General features: G+C 46.2%; 16 protein-coding genes. 11 read left to right on the forward strand and 5 right to left on the reverse strand.

Features of this window, described 5'->3' with window-relative positions:
- Positions 1–11: 11 nt before the first annotated feature.
- From gldD to Q369_RS0103340, 3 genes are all read right to left on the reverse strand, one after another.
- Positions 12–605: a gliding motility lipoprotein GldD gene (gene gldD / locus Q369_RS0103330; RefSeq protein ID WP_031526364.1), complete on the reverse strand. Its 594-nt coding sequence runs from the start codon at positions 603–605 to the stop codon at positions 12–14.
- 127 nt (positions 606–732) lie between these two features.
- Positions 733–2,571: a glutamine--fructose-6-phosphate transaminase (isomerizing) gene (glmS, locus tag Q369_RS0103335; RefSeq protein WP_031526365.1), complete on the reverse strand. Its 1,839-nt coding sequence runs from the start codon at positions 2,569–2,571 to the stop codon at positions 733–735.
- A gap of 214 nt (positions 2,572–2,785) precedes the next feature.
- Positions 2,786–3,592 (reverse strand): glycogen/starch synthase, encoded by an 807-nt coding sequence (locus tag Q369_RS0103340; RefSeq protein ID WP_031526366.1) that lies wholly within the window; start codon positions 3,590–3,592, stop codon positions 2,786–2,788.
- Positions 3,593–3,797: 205 nt separating this feature from the next.
- Between Q369_RS0103340 and panC the strand changes: the two genes are divergently transcribed.
- The gene (panC, locus tag Q369_RS0103345; protein ID WP_031526367.1) at positions 3,798–4,640 is read left to right on the forward strand and encodes a pantoate--beta-alanine ligase; all 843 of its coding nucleotides are present in this window, start codon (positions 3,798–3,800) and stop codon (positions 4,638–4,640) included.
- Positions 4,641–4,720: 80 nt separating this feature from the next.
- On the opposite strand, the gene Q369_RS0103350 is transcribed toward panC, so the two are convergent.
- Entirely contained in the window at positions 4,721–6,193 is a 1,473-nt protein-coding gene (locus Q369_RS0103350; protein WP_031526368.1) for a Gfo/Idh/MocA family protein, read from the reverse strand.
- A gap of 228 nt (positions 6,194–6,421) precedes the next feature.
- On the opposite strand from Q369_RS0103350, the gene panD reads away from it, so the two are divergent.
- From panD to Q369_RS0103370, 4 genes are all read left to right on the forward strand, one after another.
- Positions 6,422–6,772, forward strand: coding sequence for an aspartate 1-decarboxylase (gene panD / locus Q369_RS0103355; RefSeq protein ID WP_031526370.1), 351 nt, complete (start codon positions 6,422–6,424; stop codon positions 6,770–6,772).
- Between the two features lie 33 nt (positions 6,773–6,805).
- Positions 6,806–7,834 carry a lysylphosphatidylglycerol synthase transmembrane domain-containing protein gene (locus Q369_RS0103360; RefSeq protein WP_031526371.1) on the forward strand — a complete coding sequence of 343 codons (1,029 nt, stop codon included), beginning with the start codon at positions 6,806–6,808 and terminating at the stop codon, positions 7,832–7,834.
- A 197-nt stretch (positions 7,835–8,031) separates the two neighbouring features.
- Positions 8,032–8,520 (forward strand): D-glycero-beta-D-manno-heptose 1-phosphate adenylyltransferase, encoded by a 489-nt coding sequence (gene rfaE2 / locus Q369_RS0103365; protein ID WP_031526372.1) that lies wholly within the window; start codon positions 8,032–8,034, stop codon positions 8,518–8,520.
- Between the two features lie 8 nt (positions 8,521–8,528).
- Positions 8,529–9,209 (forward strand): zinc metallopeptidase, encoded by a 681-nt coding sequence (locus Q369_RS0103370; RefSeq protein WP_031526373.1) that lies wholly within the window; start codon positions 8,529–8,531, stop codon positions 9,207–9,209.
- 119 nt (positions 9,210–9,328) lie between these two features.
- Here Q369_RS0103370 and Q369_RS0103375 read toward each other — a convergent pair whose 3' ends face one another.
- Positions 9,329–10,498, reverse strand: coding sequence for an FG-GAP repeat domain-containing protein (locus Q369_RS0103375; protein ID WP_031526374.1), 1,170 nt, complete (start codon positions 10,496–10,498; stop codon positions 9,329–9,331).
- A 162-nt stretch (positions 10,499–10,660) separates the two neighbouring features.
- Here Q369_RS0103375 and gcvT point away from each other — a divergent pair, with 162 nt between their 5' ends.
- The 6 genes from gcvT to Q369_RS0103405 are packed head-to-tail and all read left to right on the forward strand — an operon-like array spanning position 10,661 to position 17,810.
- Complete coding sequence (gene gcvT / locus Q369_RS0103380; protein ID WP_031526375.1) at positions 10,661–11,743, forward strand: glycine cleavage system aminomethyltransferase GcvT; 1,083 nt, start codon at positions 10,661–10,663, stop codon at positions 11,741–11,743.
- A 21-nt stretch (positions 11,744–11,764) separates the two neighbouring features.
- Positions 11,765–12,475, forward strand: coding sequence for a 2-phosphosulfolactate phosphatase (locus tag Q369_RS0103385; RefSeq protein WP_031526377.1), 711 nt, complete (start codon positions 11,765–11,767; stop codon positions 12,473–12,475).
- A 16-nt stretch (positions 12,476–12,491) separates the two neighbouring features.
- Positions 12,492–14,486, forward strand: coding sequence for a hypothetical protein (locus tag Q369_RS0103390; protein WP_031526378.1), 1,995 nt, complete (start codon positions 12,492–12,494; stop codon positions 14,484–14,486).
- 60 nt (positions 14,487–14,546) lie between these two features.
- Entirely contained in the window at positions 14,547–16,361 is a 1,815-nt protein-coding gene (locus Q369_RS0103395; protein ID WP_031526379.1) for a PorZ beta-propeller-like domain-containing protein, read from the forward strand.
- A gap of 53 nt (positions 16,362–16,414) precedes the next feature.
- A complete protein-coding gene (gene udk, locus Q369_RS0103400; RefSeq protein ID WP_031526380.1) occupies positions 16,415–17,053 on the forward strand; it encodes a uridine kinase in 639 nt (212 codons plus the stop codon).
- A 37-nt stretch (positions 17,054–17,090) separates the two neighbouring features.
- A complete protein-coding gene (locus Q369_RS0103405; RefSeq protein ID WP_051663876.1) occupies positions 17,091–17,810 on the forward strand; it encodes a hypothetical protein in 720 nt (239 codons plus the stop codon).
- The last annotated feature ends 173 nt before the right edge of the window (positions 17,811–17,983 follow it).

Consider the following 17,983-nt stretch of genomic DNA (forward strand, 5'->3'; position numbering starts at 1 on the left):
ACTACGGCGAATTATCTCCAGTTCAGCGTATTCAGAAGTTGCAGCATGTCTTTTTGCAAATAGCTGATCACAGGTGCCAGCGAGTCGTTTTTTGTTGCAGTAGGAAAATAAATCGCCCCGCGCAGAAAATGCCTGGTACTATCTGTTGTATAAAATTGATAGGGACTGGGCACATCTCCTTCAATTTTAAACAATATTGCCGTGCGACCGGTTTTACTCAAAACCCTTTGCTCCTGAATGGAAGATGCCCGGATCTGGTGCTTTCCAGTAAGCTTGTAACTATCGTCAATGTAGGATTTCAGTCTGGATGGATCACCTGCCAGTGATTTATAGGTCAGCTGGATATTTGCGTTTAAAGTAGGATAGTTGATAAAAATCCAGTCTTTCTCGGCTATTGAGAAGGTATCGGGTTCAACTTTGGCAATTTTGGAATACTGAAAAGTGTACGGATGCGCCTCCGTTAACTGCTGATATTGATGAGCCGGCAGGTCAATGCGATTAAAACCTTTTGGCTTGGGGGCAAACGAAGATTGCTGCTCTTTCCCGCAGGAAACGAGAAAAACGCTGAAAGAAGCCGCAAGAAGAAATAGTAACTGCTTTAACATACAAGTCCGACAATGCTGATGCGCAAAGCTAACGAAAACAGGTATATATTATTTTTTAGGGTTTGAGTAAACAAGAAAGCGAAGCCATTTACCGGCCTCGCTTCCCAATCGTAATTTTCACAAAGCACTATTCAACCGTAACCGACTTGGCCAAATTCCTTGGCTGGTCCACATTCCTGCCGCGCATTACAGCAATGTAGTAGGATAAAAGTTGAAGGGGAATCACGGAAACAAGCGGTGTAAGTATCTCATGCGTTTCCGGAACCTCAATCACAAAATCGACCATTCCCGGAATAAGCGTATCTCCCTCGGTAACAATCGCGATCACACGCCCTTTTCGCGCCTTCACCTCCTGAATATTCGAGACGATCTTTTCGTAGGAACTGTCTTTCGTTGCCAGAAAAACAACCGGCATATCCTCATCAATCAGCGCAATGGGCCCGTGTTTCATTTCCGCTGCCGGATAGCCTTCCGCGTGGATGTACGAAATCTCTTTCAATTTGAGCGCACCTTCGAGCGCAACCGGAAAGTTGAGACCACGACCGAGGTAAATAAAGTTGCGTGCATAGGTGAAAATGAATGCGATCTCTTTGATCTTATTTGCGCTTTCAAATACCTTCTCCACCTTCTCCGGAATGTTTTCAAGCTCAGCCAACAATTGACGGAATACATCTTCCGAGATCGTGCCTTTTTGTTTGGCGGTAGCTAACGCGATCAATGTAAGTACTGTCACCTGCGCCGTAAATGCCTTCGTACTTGCCACGCCGATCTCCGGTCCCGCGTGTGTGTAAGCGCCTGCGTGTGTCGCCCGGGCAATGGACGAGCCTACGACATTACAAACCCCGAAGATCGTAGCTCCCTTTGATTTCGCCAGCTCGATTGCGGCGAGTGTATCCGCCGTTTCGCCCGATTGGGAAATCGCAATTACAATGTCGTTTTCCTTAATCACCGGATTTCTGTACCGAAACTCCGAAGCATATTCCACTTCCACATTGATCCTGGCGAGCTCTTCAAAAAGGTACTCAGCCACCAGTCCTGCATGCCAGGAAGTACCGCAGGCAACAATCACGATACGCTCTGATTTCGCCAGTTTATCAAGGTAGTTACTCAATCCACCGAGCTGCAAATGTGCGTCGCTGGCGCGCAGCCGACCGCGCATACTATCGGCAATGGAACGCGGCTGTTCAAAAATTTCCTTGATCATAAAATGATCGTATCCGCCTTTTTCAATGGCTTCCAGTTCCATTTCCAGTTTCTGGATGTACGGAATCGTTTCGGTATTGTCGAGATTCTGAATGCTCAGCTTACCATCGCGCACTACGGCCACTTCGTAATCGTCGAGATAAACCACGTTCTTGGTATAAGCTATAATGGGCGTCGCATCCGAAGCGAAAAAGTATTCCTCCTCACCTATTCCGATCACCAGCGGACTACCCTTTCTGGCCGCAATCAATTGTCCGGGATGATCAACAGACATCACAACGATTGCATACGCTCCTACTACTTCTTTCAACGCCAGCTTTACGGCGGATTCAAGCGAATCGCCGGTTTCAGATTGAATATCTTCAATGAAATGGATCAGGACTTCGGTATCCGTTTCACTCTGGAATATGTGCCCCTTACTGATCAGGTTCTTCTTGATTGCGGCGTAATTTTCTATAATCCCGTTATGGACAACTGCGAGCCGGCGGTTATTAGAAAAATGCGGGTGCGCATTTACGTCGTTGGGTTCTCCGTGGGTAGCCCAGCGGGTATGCCCTATTCCAATGGTCGCATTCAGGTCTTTGCCCGTTAATCCCGCTTCCAGATCGGACACTTTCCCTTTTTTCTTGTAAATATTCAATTCGCCATTATCAAGTAATGCAACACCAGAGCTGTCGTAGCCGCGGTATTCCAGTCTTTTAAGGCCTTTCAAGATCAAAGGATAAGCTTCCTTATTTCCAACGTAAGCCACAATTCCACACATAGTTTTTTCAATTTTGGTTAAAGTGTATGTCAAATTTGGAAGCAAATAAAGAGCAATATACCCTTCATAACAAGCTTATTTTAAGTTAAATACTTCAAAATATCCAACTTCTGCGGAGTGTTCGAACACATTACAACATCTTAAATCCAGCCGAAAAGGCACAAAAAAACCGGCAATTCGAAAAATTGCCGGTTTCATTGACTGTTATATGTGATCAGCTCATCAAATCAGTGTACAAGTTGTAATACGATTCAGAGAAGTTTTCATCCTGCTCGTTCAACTCTACACGTTTAGGTGCATTGTTGAAGATCTCGTTCAAACTTTCACTGCAGCTATCGTCTGCTTTCAAAACTGCGTCTGCATAAGCACAACCGATTTTTACAAATCCTTCAAAATCAGCGGAATGTAAATGGGCCAAAGCCTCGTCACTTACATCCATTGCTTTTGCCTTGCTTTGCAAATCTGCATCAAACTTGTAATCGAAAGCATTGTTGTGTACTGTAAACACACTTTTCGTATCCTTAAACATTGGATCGTTGCGATAAGTGGTTTTCAAATAAAGGGGGATCAGGGCTGTCATCCAGTCATTACAGTGTACCACGTCCGGAGCCCAGCCTAATTTTTTGACTGTTTCCAAAACACCCTTGCAAAAGAAAATTGCACGCTCGTCATTGTCATCGAAAAAGTTGTTCTCTTTATCAAAGAACACGGATTTACGGTGAAAATAATCATCATTGTCAATGAAATAGACCTGCAGCTTGGCATTAGGGATAGACGCAACTTTGATGATCAGTGGCTTTTCTTCATCTCCTACGGTAATGTTTATTCCTGACAGTCGAACTACTTCATGAAGCCGGTTTTTGCGTTCGTTGATAAGACCGAATCGCGGAACTAGAATCCTGATTTCTGCACCTCTTTCCTGCATTGCCTGTGGGAGCTTTCTTACGTAATCGGCAACATCAGTGGTCTGGAGGAAAGGATTGATTTCACTGGCTACATATAAAATTCGTAGTTTCTCCATAGATCTTTTAGCAGTTTGTGAAAAAAAGTTTTGCAAAATTATACAAAAAAAATCGCATTTTCAAAAGATATTCCAAACTAATTGTCATATTGCGTTCAGTTTGGGAAGTCTGTTCCCAAATTTTTCGCTTTCTCACTTCCGGTTTTATTCTGAGATATAAAGCACTTTGACAAGCAGGGTTACTCCCTCCGAATTTCAGTTTTCCATGGAAGTATTTACTTCGATCCCCAACCTCAGAAAGTACCTCGATCAGCAAGTTTTTCAACAAAAGAAAATAGGGCTCGTACCCACAATGGGCGCGCTGCATGATGGGCATATTTCACTGGTGCAGGCTTCAAAAGGCGATAATGATGTGACAGTCTGCAGTATCTTCGTCAACCCTACCCAATTCAACAATCCCGAAGATCTCTTAAAATATCCGCGGACGCTGGAAGCGGACTGTGAAATGCTCGAAGCGGCGGGCTGCGATGTCGTATTTGCTCCGTCGGCAGAAGAAATGTATCCCGAACAGCCGGTTTTGAAATTCAATTTCGGTGCACTGGAAACAGTAATGGAAGGAGCTTCACGACCAGGCCACTTCAATGGAGTCGGAATCATCGTTTCAAAGCTCTTTCATATTATTAAGCCCGACCGTGCTTATTTCGGACAGAAGGATTTGCAGCAGGTCGCAGTGGTGAGGAGAATGGTTGCAGACCTCAGCTTTGACTTGGAGCTGGTAACCGCGCCTACTATCCGGGAAGAAGACGGCCTCGCCATGTCGTCACGAAACCGCAGGTTGAATGAAGAAGAAAGACACATCGCCCCGCACATTTTCCGGATCATGGAATCTGCAAAAAATGAATTACTGAAAGGCAAAAGCGTCGAAGAGGTGATTAAGGAAGCAAAAGCGGAATTTGCAGCGATCAATGCATTTACGCTGGACTATTTTGAAATCGTAGATTTATCGACATTACAGCCGATTGATTCGATTGGCGTTAAAGGAACTAACGCGATATGCGTAGCAGCGTTTCTGGGGCCTGTAAGGTTGATTGATAATGTAGTATTTTAGTATGGTTTTGTCAGCCTGAGCGCAGTCGAAGGCGTGGTGCACCATGCCTTCGACTGCGCTCAGGCTGACAAGTCAAAAAATCAAGACAACTTCCAATCACCCCGGTACTGGCGTTTCACAAACTGATTTGCCTCGTCGAAATTGGTTACTTTCATATTGGTACCATCCCAAAGCAATTTCTTGCGGCCTGGATAGTCGAAACCTTTACCATCTGCTTTTGCTTTACGAAGGTTATAGCTGCGGATACCAAGGTTACCCATGATAACAGTCTCAGTCAATGGACCTGCGTAGTCAAATGAAGAGGTAAGTGCTTTGTGTTCTTTGCTGTTAAAACCTGCTTTACATGCATCAGACCAGGAAACGTGGTGCCCAAATTCCGGCATGGTCGTGTATTTGTTTCCAAAATCTCCCTGCTTGTATTCCAGCTTCGTTCCATCTTTAAGGTATACTTTCGGATCGATACCATAAGTACCACAGGTCATTACACCTTTTTCTCCGATCAACAGAACACCATTGCTGCTGTCCGGCTCGCCAAGCGGATCGTTTGCAGGAATCAGATCCGGGTGGAATGGACGAAGACCGCCGTCGTGCCACGTCAATGTTACTTCCGACTTATTTACCTTGTTGGCAGGGAATTTCAGCTGAACTCTTGACGAAGGCGGGCAACCCTCTGGAATATACTCGGGCGTCCAATCTTTGATAAATACCTGACCCACGCTGCATTCCAGCTCGGTAGGGTAACCCAGTCCAAGCGTACGGAAAGCGGGATCGATCAGGTGACAGCCCATATCTCCTAAGGCGCCGGTACCGAAATTCCACCAGCCTCTCCATTTGAATGGGTGCCAGGCCGGATTGTAGTCAACCCACTCAGCGCAGCCAACCCAAAGTTCCCAATCAATGTCAGCAGGAACGTCGAATTTGCCTGTTGGTACCGGGATACCTTGCGGCCACACCGGGCGGTTTGTCCAAACGTGCGCTTCATGCACGTTGCCGATCAAACCTTTATTAAACCATTCTTTCATCTGGTTTTGAGCCGGATTAGAAGCACCCTGATTTCCCATTTGTGTCACCACCTTGTATTTGCGGGCTGCTTCGGTGAGCATACGTGCCTCATAGATATCGTGCGTCAATGGTTTCTGAACATACACGTGCTTGCCTCTCTGCATCGCGTTCATTGCGATGATTGCATGCATGTGGTCAGTTGTAGAAACAGTTACCGCGTCGATATCTTTACCCATTTCGTCGAACATCTTCCTGAAATCCTTGTATTTCTTAGCTGTCGGGTGCAGCTCGAAATTCTTCTTGGCTTGTCCCCAGTCAACGTCGCACAGTGCCACCAGGTTTTCAGCCCCTTTGTTCCACGCATTATTGGTGTCCGAAAAACCTTTTCCTCCAACACCTACACCAGCTATATTCAGCTTATCGCTTGGCGCCCGGTAGCCTTTACCCAAAACATGTCGCGGGACTATAAAAAAGCTACCAATTGCTGCTGCCGTAGTCTTTTGCAAAAAGTCCCGGCGTTTTACATCTTTTGGTTTATTTTCTGTACTCATCGGATATTTAGAAAAATAAGGTGATAATATAGGTAAAGCAAAGTGCCTCGGAATATTACTTCAAGCCCTCGAAAAAAGGCCCATTCGAACGAGTAGATTCTAAGGATAAGCTACTAAGCGCGACGTTGGAACCGTAAACCGGGCCCGGATGTTTTGAGGACTGCGCATTATTCCTGTAACTTTGGGCAGTAATGCATTCCATTTTATCTCGACTTATTATACCGAGTAATGCAAATCACAGTAATGAAATCCAAGATTCACCGCGTGAAGGTGACTCAGGCAGAATTGAATTATGTTGGCAGTATCACAATCGACGAAGATCTGATCGACGCTGCCGGACTGATTGAGAATGAACAGGTTCACATTGTCAACAACAACAATGGCGAACGTTTTGTAACCTACGTAATCAAGGGAGAAAGAGGATCGGGTATGATTTGCCTTAATGGAGCTGCTGCCCGCCGCGTCCAGATCGGAGATATTATCATCATTATTGCTTACGGATCAATGAGCCAGGAAGAAGCCAAAACCTTCAAGCCGATGATCGTTTTTCCCGACCACAACAACCATCTGGTGAGCTGATCGATCTTACCAGCACCACAATAAACAGCAGCTATGAAAAATGTTTTACGCTACACCATTTCGCTGGTACTCGCCGGCGGACTGATCTGGTTTGTATTTAAAGATATTAATCTGGCTGAAATGCTGGAGCGGTTTGCCAAGTCAGACTGGCGCTGGATAGCAGTTTCCTGCTTCTTTCTCCTATGCGCGCACATTACCCGCGCCTGGCGGTGGAGCATGTTAATGGAGCCGCTCGGCCACAAGCCAGGCATTGTAAATAGCTCAGTATCTGTTTTGACGGGCTATTTTGCCAACTACATTGTCCCGCGAATGGGGGAAGTAACACGTTGCGGAACATTATACAGGCTGGAACGTATACCTGTAAACCTCAGCTTCGGAACAGTAGTTGCGGAGCGGATTTTCGATGTCGTTATCCTGGTTCTGCTGATCGGCCTGAACTTCATTTTAGAATTTGATCGCCTCAGTACTTTCTTTACCGATTTTTTCCAGAGCAAAGTGGCTGGTGGAAACGGCGGCTCCGGCAGTGGAATGCTGCTGGGTATCCTCGTTGGCGGATTAGTATTGGTTGTTTTACTGGCAATTTATCTTTATAAAAACCTTACACTCAGGTCGAAACTGCAACAAAATGCATTGGTCGCAAAAATCGTCCAGTTTGCACAAGGTATGCTGGAAGGTTTGCTGAGTATTCGCAAGCTGCGCAATCCCGGACTTTTCGTTTTAAGTACATTAATGATCTGGGTACTTTACTATTTTGTCTCCTACGTACTTTTCTTCTGCATTCCCGAAACTTCCGACCTCGGCCCGCTCGCCGGATTGACACTCCTGGTGGTTGGTGCAATCGGAATGACTGCTCCGACGCAAGGCGGAATCGGAGCTTATCACTTGCTGGTAGGTAACGTGATGATCCTTTACGGACTGTCGCAGAGTGACGGGATTACCCTCGCAACATTTATCCACGGAGCACAAATGCTCTTTATGCTGGCAGCTGGCGCGCTGGCCTTTCTTTTTGTTTTGTTAAAAAAGAATAAAACGGTAGGCGAACCTGAGCAGGTGTCGGCTTGATTCAATGATTGATTGATTGAATGATTGAATAAGCCGCCGTGGAACGCGGAATGAGTGAATGAATGATTGCTACTAAGTGACTTAATGACCTAATGACTGAACGCAAGTCAATAGTGACTTGTAATAGTCTGAGATAATGGAAAATCAGTATGATGATTATACATTCATTTTCCGGCATTTAACACCTTTTATATCCGATGAATCTTACTGAAAGCAAAATCCTGAGACTGGAAGAAGCAATTCCAACCGTAGAATCGTGGCAACGCGCCGGACAAAAAGTGGTTTTCACCAATGGCTGTTTCGACATCGTGCATTTGGGACACATCGACTACCTGGAAAAAGCACGTGCGCTGGGCGACAGACTGGTGCTCGGCCTGAACACTGATGCATCGGTTAGCAGGCTGAAAGGTCCATTGCGGCCAGTTGTAAACGAATATGCACGTGCAAGATTAATGGCCGCGCTCGCATTCGTCGATGCTGTCATTTTGTTCGACGAACCGACGCCAAGTCAGTTGATTGAGGCTGTAAAGCCTGACATTTTGGTAAAAGGAGACGATTATACCGTCGAAACTATTGCTGGCGCGGATTTTGTTTTAGCTAAGGGAGGCGAAGTAAAAACGATAGCGCTGGTACAGGGCTATTCGACTACGGCGCTGATCGAGAAAATCAAACAAGGATATAAATAGGAAAAGCTATGATGGGTGCATATGTAATCGGTATTGGTGTAATGCTTGTAAGCTTGTACGTCCAGTGGCGGCTGAAAAGCAAATTTGAAGAATACGCTCAGGTTGGACTGAGCAATGGGATGAGCGGAAAGGAGATCGCTGAGACCATGTTGCGGGAAAGTGGTATCTATGATGTAAGGGTTTTGTCTGTAGAAGGAAAGCTCACTGACCATTATAATCCTCAGGATAAAACAGTCAATCTGAGCCCGGATGTATTTTACGGGCGCAGCGTCGCCGCTGCTGCGGTTGCTTCCCACGAATGCGGACACGCTGTACAGCACGCGACAGCTTACAAATGGCTGCAGTTCCGCTCGCAAATGGTACCTTTTCTAAGTATCGCGTCGCGCTATATGCAATGGATTATTTTGATCGGTATTGTATTGATCAACACCACAGTTCTTCCATTGACAATAGGTGTTGCATTGTTTGCGGCCACTACCCTTTTCAGCTTTATCACGTTGCCGGTTGAGTACGATGCCAGTAACCGTGCTTTGGCGTGGATTCAGAAAAACAGGATTGTAACTGAAAGAGAATACACCATGTCTGCGGATGCGCTGAAATGGGCTGCAAGAACTTATCTGGTGGCTGCGATCGGTTCCCTGGCTACATTACTTTATTATGTAAGCCTCTTGATGGGGCGTCGGGACTAGTCTTCGGCTGCGCTCTAGTCTTCGACTGCGCTCAGACAGACAAAGCTTGATGCGTTTCGCCTATGACTGCGCTGATTGACAAGGCACTAGGGTTTGGAAACAAAGTTTCCAAACCCTTTTTATTTTTTCTTTTGATTCCAATAAACAACAACATTGTGTGTGGCGCGGCCTGAGGCTATGATGTCGAGGTCGCCGTCGCCGTCCAGGTCGGTGGCCATTAAATCTTCACAGGCGATTTTGATTTTTTCGTCTAATGTGTATTCCTGCCATTTTTTACCTGCCGGATCCATTCCAACGAAAATCCTGACGCCTGTTTCGCCGCTTACATTCGGGTTACGCCAGCCCATTACTACCTGGTCGCGGCCCTGGCCGAAGAAATCTCCGCAAGCCAATGCGTGACCTTCCTTGATTTTGTCTGTGAGCACAGTACGATTGTCTTTTGAATACACCACCAGGGAATTCCCGTGCATGGGCTCGATCGTCGCAGTGAAAAGTTGATTTTTACCCAAACTGCCCGTCCGGATCTCTCCTACCCCCTGATCGGCTACCATCCAGTTACCCGAAGGCGCCCAACCATCAGCTCCATTCAAAAACACCTGAACTCCTTCCTTACCCGCAACTGACAGCCCGAGAATGCGGCCAGGAACTTCCATTGGGTGCATATTGTGGGTCATGTGCATGTTTGTTTCCAGCAGATCGAAACCCCAGATCCCTTTTCTGTTTTCCGGAACATCGAATAATATCATCTTGACCCCGGCTCCTACTCCACCTGCATTGCCTTCTCCGTGAAGGGGCAAAACCGCCAGCTGAAAGTCACCGTCCGCTTTTTTGACCCATTGCATCCGGTGAATTGTAACTTCATGGTGCAAGCGAACAGGTTCCCACACCTGGGTGCGATCTTCCGGTGCCGATAAATAGAAAACCGCTCCTGATTCTCTGTTATTTTTTGTTTCAGAAGGATTCCATTGCGCGCCTACTGCTACCTCCACTTTTCCGTCCCCGTCGATGTCTCTGGCTGCAATACATACATTATCCTGCTCGGTCAGGTCTTTTGCAATTACGTATTTAGCCCAGCTTCCATCCTTCTTACCCGGATTTTTATACCAGACAATTTCTTTCTTATCTGCGAGCAAAATGTCCGTTTTTCCGTCGCCATCTACATCGCCGGCGGCGACTCCGTACCCGATGCTTATTTTATCGTCGATTACCTGACCATTGAACGTGGCGGTTTGCGAAAAAGCATTTGCGACATTCAGGAAAATAGCCCAGACCAGTAGTTGTTTATTCATCATTGTTTGAAATAATCCACCATTCGATGGATACAATTTTTAACCTATTTTTTCACAATATACTTCAAAAAGCACTGGGCAATCAGTGAATAAAGACTTTTTTGTGCGGCTTTGCGCCGCTTTGCATACTTTTGTGAATTAAAGTGAATCAATTTGTTCTACATGAAAACAGTCCCATTACATCAGCTCCACGTCGGATTAGGCGCTAAAATGGTCCCATTTGCAGGTTTTGAAATGCCTGTGCGTTACTCTTCGGATTTGGACGAGCACCATGCTGTACGCAATAACGTAGGTGTTTTTGATGTGTCCCATATGGGAGAATTCCTGGTTAAAGGCCAAAATGCCCTTAACCTGATACAAAAAGTATCCGCCAACGATGCAGCTGCATTGTTTGACGGAAAAGTACAGTACAGCTATCTGCCTAATGCAACCGGCGGTGTTGTGGACGATCTGCTGGTTTACCGCATTAAAGAGGACAGCTACCTTTTGGTTGTGAATGCATCCAATATTGAAAAGGACTGGAACTGGATCCAGAGCCAGAACAGCGAAGGAGCTGAAATGGAGAATATTTCGGACGCTACCTGCCTGTTTGCAGTTCAGGGACCTAATGCGACAGCTACTTTACAGAAGCTCACTGCTGTTGATCTTGCCGCAATGGATTATTATACCTTCCGGATCGGTGAAATGGCTGGTATTCAGGATGTGATCATTTCTGCGACTGGTTATACTGGCGCTGGCGGTTTTGAGATTTATGTAAAAAATGAATCTGCCGAAGCGATGTGGAGAGCGATTTTCGCAGCAGGTGAAGAATTTGGCATTAAACCCGTCGGACTGGGCGCCAGGGATACATTGAGACTGGAAAAAGGTTTCTGTTTATATGGAAACGACATTGACGATAACACTTCGCCGCTGGAAGGCGGACTAGGCTGGGTTACCAAGTTTACAAAGAACTTTATCAATTCAGAAAACCTCAAAGCGCAGAAAGAAGCCGGCCTGAAAAGGAAGCTTGTTGGTTTTGAAATGATTGACAGGGGCATTCCAAGGGGGCATTATGAGCTCTGTGATGCGGCAGGTGATAAACTTGGCGAAGTTACTTCCGGCACCCAGTCACCTACTTTACAGAAAGGCATTGGAATGGGATATGTACCGACAGAGTTTAGCAAAGCTGATTCGGAGGTATTTATAAAAGTCAGGGAAAAGCTTTTGAAGGCGAAGATTGTAAAACTGCCTTTTGTAAAAAACTAAAAATCAGCACCTGTTTTCAGAATGAAACAACTTGACGTTTGTCTTACCCCCGATCTGCTCCATTTACATAAGCTTGATAATTCAATTGTAGTAGTTGCCGACATTTTTCGCGCGACATCCTGTATGGTAACCGGACTTGCTTATGGCGTAAAAAGCATTACGCCCGTCGCAACTATCGAGGAGTGCAAGTTTTTACAGGATAAAGGTTTTATAGCTGCCGCAGAGCGGGATGCGCGGAAAGTAGAAGGTTTTGATTTGGACAATTCCCCATTCAGTTTTATGAATGAGCGGCTGATCGGCTCCCAGGTAGCAATGACAACGACCAATGGAACGTTATCCATTTCAAAAGCAAAAGCTTCCGCAGTGAAAGTGATGATCGGCTCCTTCCTGAACCTGGGCGCACTGGCCAATCACCTCAGGACCGAACCCTACGATGTTCTTGTACTTTGTGCTGGCTGGAAAGGCCGGCCCAACCTGGAAGATACCCTGTTTGCGGGAGCACTTGCGGATGCTTTGAAAGACCAATTTATGCTGCTGGAAGACGGGACTTTGATGGCCCAGCGACTTTATGATCAAAGCAGAGATAACCTGCTGGCGAGTGTCTCCAATTCATCTCACGTTCGCAGGCTGCAACGTTTGGGAATTCAGAAAGACATTTCTTACTGTCTGCAAAAAGATCTTTACGATGTTGTCCCGGTACTCCGAGGAAGTACATTGGTTTCAATGAATTAGAAAATAAAAATTATACATGCTCCGGTTTATCGCATTACTATTTCTTGGATTGATGTTCGTCTGCACCAATGTGGAGGCACAGAGAAAAACAACTTCACCCAGAAAGACCATCATATCACCCAAAAAGAATGCGACTACTCCGGCGCCCAAACCGGCAGCCGCTGCTCCTGATACTGTACGAAAAGCCACAAAGATTACTGCTCCTCTGCGAGATTCAATTCAAGCTGAGGGCAATGCAGTAGTGGACACGACCAAAGTTGACGATCTTTCAACCGAAGCTACGCCGGACAGTCTGACGGAAAGAGCAATGGATGAGAAGGTTGAAAAACTGGAAAAAGCGCGGGGCGACAGTCTTCATTCTTTTACGATCACAATCGGCGATATTTCTTACCTGTCGGTTTGTCCCGGCACCACGATCGACATTCCATTCACAGCAAGCGGACCATTTGACGAAGCCAACACTTACCTGGCGCAAATGATTGACGCTTCGGGAAAAACAGTACCGATTTCACTTCCGGTTAAGAAAAGCCCGGTAAAAGCAGTTATCCCTTCTTACAAGATCGGCGGTGAAGTGTACCGTCTGCAAATCGTCAGCTCCATTCCGGTTGCCAGAAGCCAGGAAGTACCTATCCGATTATTACAGACGCCTTCCGCGAGGATTGACTTCATGGACGGAACACAAACGAGCCGGACAATGCCCGGCCAGGAAGTGCAACTCCGCATACACCTGACAGGAACAGCGCCCTGGTCTTTCAGGCTTTCCGACAGCACTACCATATTAAGCACGCTTTCCAATCCGCATTATGTGTCTGTTAAGCCAAAGGAAGTTAAAGCATACAGGATATCAGGTGTGGCAAATGCGTGCGGCAGCGGGGTTACATCTGGCGAAGCTATTGTGAATGTAAACAGCAACCCAGAGCCAAAACTGGAATTGAAAGAAGTTGAGAAAATAGCCAGGTTATGCGGCGGGGTTCCGTTCCAGGTTCCATTCAATGCAACAGGCAAGTTTAAGGAGGGAAATAAATTCGTAGTGCAGATTGCGGAGCGGACAGGTGCATTCAAGACGATTTCAGCACCGGATACCACAGGTTTTATCACCGCTGAGATCCCTGCGAACTACAAACCTGGTGACTACAAGCTGCGGGTTGTGTCGTCGGCACCTTACCTGGTTACGCAGACAACCAACGTGTCCATTGTTTCTCCGACAGTGGCTACGCTTCAAAAAGATTCGCTCAGGTTGGGTGAAAATGAAACTGGTGAGCTGACGGTGAAATTCACCGGTGGCGGACCGTGGTTTGTGCTGCTTTCAGACGGAACTTACGAAAACAACATCCAGGAGTCGCCTGCAAAAATCAAGGTGAAACCTTTATATGATACCAACTATCAGATTACTTCTGCGGGTGGACTTTGCGGCGTGGGTAAATTCTCGGGAAGTGCGAAAGTCTCCGTGAAAATGCCTCCGGCCAGCATTACACTGGAAAAGCTGCCACAAAATATGGTCTGTGCAGGCTCGACGATCGAACTTCCATATAAAACAGAAGGCCGGTACAATGCAGGTAACAAGTTTGCGGTACAAATGACTGATAAGTCTGGCCGTTTCGTGAACCTGCCCACTACTATCACGCCGACTGCAATGAAAGTAAAAATCCCAAATGCGGCCGTTGGAGACACTATCAAGACCCAGAAAATACGAATTGTTTCCAACTCACCGGCAGTTTCAAGCGCCATTGAAGAAATTGATGTAGTCGCGCCCGACAGGGCAATTGGCGAAGTTTCAGGAAGAGGTGCAATTTCCGCAGGAAGAACGACCAGAATACAGCTGAAATTTAAAAACGGATTGCCGCCCTGGTCATTTACATTGTCTGATGGAACAGCAATCAACGGGACGTTTCTGAATCCTTACCTGATTTCCGTCTCTCCGGCTGCAACAACTGAGTATACGATCAGCTCCCTTAAAAGCGGCTGCGGCAGTGGTACCGGGAAAGGTTCTGCTGTAATAACAGTTGAATAATCATTAATTTACGAGCGAAAGGAAAGTGGGGGTTGGTACCAAAAGGAAACACGCGGACAGATGAAAAACATTCTGGTCATTCTTTGTTTGCTGGGTAACCTTTTGCCAGAGGCCAAAAGTCAGACCATTCCAATCGGACATTGGCAAAACCACTTCAGCAACTTGTCGGCCCGGCAGGTTTTGGCTGTTAACAACCACATTTTTTACAGTACCTACAACGGTTTTTTCAGTCTTGATACCACGACCCAAGAAGTAGAAAGCTGGTCGAAGGCGCAAGGATTGGGGGATAATGGAGTAAGTGCATTCGCATTTGACCCTAAAAACCACCTGCTTTTGCTCGCTTACAGAAGCGGCTACATTGATTTCGTTTACCTTGATGAAAATACCGCTCCTGCCGAGATTGAAGGCTGGTCTGTTTTGGCGGAAACTTCGGGAATAACGGAAAGTAAAGTTGTACGTAAAATCCTTTTTCGGGATCAGCTGGCTTATCTATGTACAGATTTCGGCATCATTGTGCTTGATACCGAAATGCGGCAGGTGAAGGAAAGTTACCGCTATATCGGCGCGGGAGGAATTCAGGCTGCGGTGAGAGATCTCGCTTTTTCGGAAGACTCGTTATTCGCAGTAACCCGCGAAGGTCTCCTGGCAACTTCTATGCTGCCTTCGGTCAACCGGCAGTATTTTGCAAATTGGAAGTTGGTCCCCGACAGCAAGGATGCGGTATCCGTTTCGGTATTTAACAAAAAGTTATTTGCCGGATTTGCCCGAAAAGGGATTTACCAATTAACGAATGGTAACTGGCAGCTCGCTTTTGCTTCACAAAGTGAATATATCAACATCAACTCTTCGGATAACGAATTGCTGGCAACTACTTCCGGTGAGATCATTTCCATCGACGCCAGAAATAATGTCGCCGTGAAAGCTGATCCATTGTTTAAAGCACTGGCAAGCACAATCCGCACAAGCGGGCGTTTTTGGGTCGCGGACGGGAAAGCTGGTCTTATCACCAATGCAGGTCCGAATTTTCAGCCCGTAACACCAGCCCGAACCGACACGACCATTAACGCCAGCCTGGACTCCATTGTAATTGACGGATTGGGAACAAGCTGGGCGCGGATCCCGGATTATCAGGGGGGAGGCATTCTTGTGAAAAATACTGCTGGGCAGCAGAAAATATTGTCTACATCAATCGGCTCTGGCAGCCTTCCTTCCAATTTAATTAACAGTCTTGTATTGGATTATGACGGCAACATCTGGTTTGCAAGTGATAATGGCGCGGGGTATTTCGTGCCGGACGTTGCGCTGGACGGTAGCCGCATTGACGCTATCCTCCCGATTTACGGTCAGCGGAGATTGTTCAGTAATGAGAAATGTACAGCAATTGCAGTCGAGCCAGGCAACCGGAAATGGATTGCAACCCGGAACGGACTTTACCATTTCAGCCCCGACGGAACAGAGCTCCTGACCATGTTCAATACCGAAAATAGCCCGCTCCCTTCGACCCAAATCAATGCGCTGAGATTTGATCCCGCGCAAGGTTTGCTATTTGTGGACACTTCAAATGGTATGGTATCTTACCGCAGCGATGCCAGCGAACCTTCCGAGGATCTCAATCAGGTTACGATTTTCCCTAACCCTGTGCGGCCCGGTTTTGGCGGGAGGGTTGGTTTCAAAGGATTAATGGACGGATCCACTGTAAAGGTTACCGAGCTTTCGGGACGTTTGATATTTGAAACACGGTCACAAGGCGGGACTGCTTCGTGGAACCTGGCTGATTATAATGGAAAGCGTGCACGTGGCGGCATTTACATGGTCTTTATTGTATCGGGTGACGGATCCGAAAAACTGGCGGGTAAACTGGCGGTTATTAACTAGTATCTTCTAAAATTAATTTCACGATTTCCTCTTTGCAGGATCTCAGCAGCATTATGATAACCCAGGAAAAGCCCCCGTATATCGTTGGTATTACAGGTGGAAGTGCGTCAGGTAAAACCTACTTTATGAAGAGCCTGATCGAGTCTTTCGGAAAGGACGAAATCACCCGCATTTCTCAGGACAACTACTACCGGCCGATACACGAAATCCCGCGTGACGAAAACGGCGTAGAAAACTTTGACTTACCTGAAACTATCGACCATCATTTATTTGCCGAGCACATTGCGGTTTTGCGCGCAGGCAGGGAAGTCCATCAGAAGGAGTACACTTTCAACAATCCCCTGATCACGCCGGAAATACTTATATTTGAACCAAGGCCGATTATCATAGTCGAAGGAATATTTGTCTTTTATTTTCCTGAAATTGCCCGGCTCATTGACCTGAAAATATTTGTCGACGCGAAGGAGCATGTTAAAATAAAACGGCGCATTATTCGTGATAATAACGAACGTGGCTACGATCTAGACGACGTACTTTACCGATGGGAGCATCACGTAGCGCCTACTTACGACAAGTTCATATTACCGCTCCGGTCCGAAGCCGATGTGATTATTAATAATAACAACCGGTTTGATGTCGGCTTGCAAGTACTTATCGGATTTTTGAAAGCCAAGCTGGAAGAACGCGTTTAGCAACATTTGAATCAATTTAAAAAAAACATATCCCTTGATGAACACATTTACACACATTGCACAGAACAGGTCGCTCAAAAATTGGGCGTTAATGCTTTTCGTTTCATTGTCGCTCGCCGCATGCGATGGCGACAAAGCTGAGCCGGTCGATACTTACCAATATTATCCTCTGGAAGTTGGCCGTTATGCTATTTACGATGTGCGGGAAGAAATCTATTCGACTGGTCAGGCCAATCCGGTGATTAAAAATTGGCAAGAAAAGGACCAGATCGAGCGGGTTAGTACCAATGCAGAAGGAATTTCCACTTACACCTATTCCCGTTCAACACGAAACAAGGCGGGTGAGTACTGGACGAAAGTCAAGGAGTTTGCTGTTCAGAAGTTCCCGGACAAAATCCTGACGAACATCGACAACCAGACCTTCTTTTCAATGGCATTCCCGATTGACATGCGAATGAGCTGGAATGGAAACATCTACAACAATCTCGACGCGGAAGACTATCATTATGAAGATTTAGGACAATCTGCGAAAATTGGAGACCAAACATTTAATAATGTGCTGAATGTGGTCGAAAGAAATGACAGTTCCATTATCAACCGGTACATTGGTATCAAGCAGTACGGCCTGGGCGTCGGGCTCATTTCGGATTTACAAACATCCTTCGAATTTTGCCAGGACGACGCCTGCATCGGATCGGGGAAAATAGACTCTGGGACACGTAAGACAAGGAAAATAGTCGAATTTGGCGGAGAATAATCCAGCTTTTTCTATGATTTCCAAATTTTCTGGTTTGGTTTTCTAACAATTAATCATCTGAAAGTTTGCTTTTTACATTAAAGTACCTAATTTTACGGCGGATACTGGTACAAATCATTTTAATTAACTACACATGAGAACAGTGACATCGCACTCTACACAGACGAAAAAGT

Origin of the sequence: Dyadobacter crusticola DSM 16708 (assembly GCF_000701505.1) — a bacterium.
In the GTDB taxonomy this organism is placed as follows: Bacteria; Bacteroidota; Bacteroidia; order Cytophagales; family Spirosomataceae; genus Dyadobacter; species Dyadobacter crusticola.

Bases quoted from the DNA above. Each gene is read 5' to 3' on its own strand.
- Q369_RS0103375 (WP_031526374.1), bottom strand. From the start codon at position 10,498: ATGAATAAACAACTACTGGTCTGGGCTATTTTCCTGAATGTCGCAAAT.
- udk (WP_031526380.1), top strand. From the start codon at position 16,415: ATGATAACCCAGGAAAAGCCCCCGTATATCGTTGGTATTACAGGTGGA.
- Q369_RS0103390 (WP_031526378.1), top strand. From the start codon at position 12,492: ATGCTCCGGTTTATCGCATTACTATTTCTTGGATTGATGTTCGTCTGC.
- glmS (WP_031526365.1), bottom strand. From the start codon at position 2,571: ATGTGTGGAATTGTGGCTTACGTTGGAAATAAGGAAGCTTATCCTTTG.
- gcvT (WP_031526375.1), top strand. From the start codon at position 10,661: ATGAAAACAGTCCCATTACATCAGCTCCACGTCGGATTAGGCGCTAAA.
- Q369_RS0103385 (WP_031526377.1), top strand. From the start codon at position 11,765: ATGAAACAACTTGACGTTTGTCTTACCCCCGATCTGCTCCATTTACAT.
- panC (WP_031526367.1), top strand. From the start codon at position 3,798: ATGGAAGTATTTACTTCGATCCCCAACCTCAGAAAGTACCTCGATCAG.
- Q369_RS0103350 (WP_031526368.1), bottom strand. From the start codon at position 6,193: ATGAGTACAGAAAATAAACCAAAAGATGTAAAACGCCGGGACTTTTTG.
- rfaE2 (WP_031526372.1), top strand. From the start codon at position 8,032: ATGAATCTTACTGAAAGCAAAATCCTGAGACTGGAAGAAGCAATTCCA.
- gldD (WP_031526364.1), bottom strand. From the start codon at position 605: ATGTTAAAGCAGTTACTATTTCTTCTTGCGGCTTCTTTCAGCGTTTTT.
- panD (WP_031526370.1), top strand. From the start codon at position 6,422: ATGCAAATCACAGTAATGAAATCCAAGATTCACCGCGTGAAGGTGACT.
- Q369_RS0103405 (WP_051663876.1), top strand. From the start codon at position 17,091: ATGAACACATTTACACACATTGCACAGAACAGGTCGCTCAAAAATTGG.
- Q369_RS0103395 (WP_031526379.1), top strand. From the start codon at position 14,547: ATGAAAAACATTCTGGTCATTCTTTGTTTGCTGGGTAACCTTTTGCCA.
- Q369_RS0103370 (WP_031526373.1), top strand. From the start codon at position 8,529: ATGATGGGTGCATATGTAATCGGTATTGGTGTAATGCTTGTAAGCTTG.
- Q369_RS0103340 (WP_031526366.1), bottom strand. From the start codon at position 3,592: ATGGAGAAACTACGAATTTTATATGTAGCCAGTGAAATCAATCCTTTC.
- Q369_RS0103360 (WP_031526371.1), top strand. From the start codon at position 6,806: ATGAAAAATGTTTTACGCTACACCATTTCGCTGGTACTCGCCGGCGGA.